The 2,734-nt window shown below is 62.2% G+C and carries 3 protein-coding genes; 2 read left to right on the plus strand and 1 reads right to left on the minus strand.

All coding sequences use genetic code 11. The features are described from left to right. Positions 1-430: hypothetical protein (locus ACE3UY_RS13920; RefSeq protein ID WP_374688112.1), on the plus strand; the 430-nt coding region annotated here is incomplete at its 5' end. Here ACE3UY_RS13920 and ACE3UY_RS13925 read toward each other — a convergent pair. Beyond that, entirely contained in the window at positions 427-1,077 is a 651-nt protein-coding gene (locus ACE3UY_RS13925; RefSeq protein WP_374688113.1) for a nucleotidyl transferase AbiEii/AbiGii toxin family protein, read from the minus strand. The two genes, ACE3UY_RS13920 and ACE3UY_RS13925, sit on opposite strands and share 4 nt — an antisense overlap. A 450-nt stretch (positions 1,078-1,527) precedes the next feature. Here ACE3UY_RS13925 and ACE3UY_RS13930 point away from each other — a divergent pair. Beyond that, on the plus strand, positions 1,528-2,734 hold a 1,207-nt coding region (locus ACE3UY_RS13930; RefSeq protein WP_374688114.1), incomplete at its 3' end, for an ABC transporter transmembrane domain-containing protein.

Consider the following 2,734-nt stretch of genomic DNA (forward strand, 5'->3'; position numbering starts at 1 on the left):
CGAGCCGGCCGAACGGGCGCTGGCCTTCTTCGAGCGCATCAAGCACCAGCGCTGGATCTCGGCCATCAGCAATAACCTGGCCGAGGCGTACATGGAGACGGGGCGACTGGACAAGGCGCGCCAGTACGCCATGCGCGTGCTGCAAATGGAAGTGCCCCGTTCGCGCCCCTACGCCCTCTACACGCTGGGGCACATCCACGACCGGGAGGGGCGGCGCGACTACGCCGAAGTCAGCTTCAGCGAGGGCATCGCCGTGGCCCAGGCCAACGGCGACCGCTTCATCCAGGCCTATCTGGAGCGGGCGTTGGGGCGGCTGCTGGTCGCGGGCGGCCGGGCGGCCGAGGGGCGAACGCGCCTGGCCGCGGCGGCGGGGCTGTTCAACGAGATGGGGTTGGGGCGCGAGGTCGAAGAGACCGAAACAAGTGACTAATCCTGCTGTTGCGCTGCAAACTCTTGCGCGGCTTCTTTGAGAACCTGCCACTGGATGACGACCTCTTCTCCCAGCGCGGCGATGCGTTCATCGGTGTAGGCGTCATCAAACTCGCTGTCGCCAGATAGCGCCTGGAGATAGTGGAAGACCATCATCTCGTATATATCCGCCAGATGCCGGTATGAACGGCCCTCGGCCCAAGCCATGAATTTGCCAACGATCACGTCTTCCCGACGCGCGACCCATATAGTGAGGGGTTCCTGGCCACTGATTGGCACGGTGCGCCGCGTACGTGTCTCGAAAGCGGGCTTGTAGCGAAGATCCAGCGACAGCAGGAAAAGATCGACCTTTTCAGCGCGCTCGGCATCAATGATATTAAACGTGCTGGCGTTTTCGATGGCGCCCCGCATCTGATAAGGATCGGCATAGTAGCGCGGAGAGGGAAAGGCGCTTGCCAGAGCCTCCACGTGGCTTTCGTCGAGGTTGACAATGATGTCAACGTCGTGAGTCGAGCGGGTGATACCATACATGGTCGCGGCGAAAGCGCCAATGACCATGTAGGGAATATCAAGTTCCTCGAGCTTTCGCAGAACGTGGAAGTACAAGGTGAGGTCGGAACTCGCGGCGTTTGGAGCGTTCAATTTCATCTACTATTTTCAGACCGATGTCATAGTCGGATAGGTCGGGGTATTGCTGGTTTAGCCGACCGCGGATAACGGCCACGATCCACTCGTGCGTGTCCAGCATTGCCTGGATACGCTGCCCGGGCGTCAGAGCCATGCGCAGACGCATCAGTTCCACATCGATGTGGGTGATCTGCCCGCCGGGTGCTAATTCCACCGCTTATCTTCCGTAACCAATAGATGTACCTCGCACTTTATTGTACCACCAACAGCCAAGAAACAGCGCCAATCAGCGAAAAACCAGCGTCCATCAGCATCCGCTTATGGTATTCGATTACCCTGCATGGGTATGCGCGACCCGCGCCACGCGCTATAATTACCCACACTCGATAGAACGTTTGTTTCCAGCAACCAGGCCTGATAGGTTCCGCGCGGTCTCCCGTCTGCCAACCTGTCAGGTCTCAAGGTATCCCCATGACCAAACGCGAATTTCGCCTGGCCGACGAGAAAGAGTTCAACCGCACCGGGCCAGTGCGCTGGATCGTCTCGCATCTGGCGCAATATCCGTGGCTGCCGGCCGCCGCGCTGGCAGCGGCGGTGGTGAACAACTTCGCCGCCAGCTACATCCAGGTGCTCATCGGCCGCGGCTTCGACCTGCTCAACACGCCCGACTGGACAACGCGCTCACTACTGCTGTTAGCGCTGTCGGTGTTCGCCTCGGCCGCCGCTCAGGGCCTCTTCGGGTTGGCCCGCAACTCCGCGTTCGAGTTTATGGCCCAGCGGGTGGAGCGCGACTCCCGCGATGAGCTGTACGCCAGCCTGCTGGGCAAGAGCCAGACCTTCCACAACCGGCAGCGCATCGGCGACATCATGGCCCGCGCCACCAACGACGTGCGCATGCTGAACCTCATGTTCAGCCCCGGCATCATGCTCATCACCGATTCGCTGGTGGGCATCGTCGCGCCCATTGTGCTCATTAGCCGGATTGACCTCCAACTGCTCCTCGTGCCGGTCATCTTCCTCATCCTGTTTACCATCACCATCCGCGGCTACTCGCGCCAACTGAACCCGGTCAGCGAGGGGATGCGGGAGTCGTTCGGCGTGATGAACGCCGGGCTGGCCGAGACGGTCAGCGGCATCGAGGTGGTGAAGGGGCACGCCCAGGAGGCGCAGGAGGGGGACAAGTTCACCCGCGACGCCAGCGTCTACCGCGACTATGCCGTGCGCGAGGGGGAGATTCAGGCGCGCTATCTCCCGATGCTGGTCTTCAGCCTGTTGTGGGGCATGGCCTTCCTGCACGCCGTACTGCTGTGGCAGGCGGGACAAATCACGTTGGGCCAGGTAGTCAGCTACGTGGGGCTGTTCGGCTTCCTGCGCTTTCCCACGTTCACCTCGATCTTCACCTTCCAGTTGGCCCAACTCGGCGTCGCCAGCGCGCGGCGCATTTTAGAGTTGATCAACACCGAGACAGAGCTGGACGAGAACGAGGGCGGCGTGGCCCGGCCCATCGTGGGGGCGGTGGAGTTTCGCGGGGTGAGTTTTGGGTATGGATCGGGGGGGCGGGGGGGCGGGGGGGCGGGGGGGATGGTGTCCGCCTCCGCAGATGCGGACGGGAGCACGTGGCCACGGGCAATAGGCCAGGGGCCAGAGGAAAACGACTCCCAGCCGGCCGCGTACCCCA

It is taken from the genome of Promineifilum sp. (SeqCode) (assembly GCF_041918635.1).
GTDB lineage: Bacteria > Chloroflexota > Anaerolineae > Promineifilales > Promineifilaceae > Promineifilum.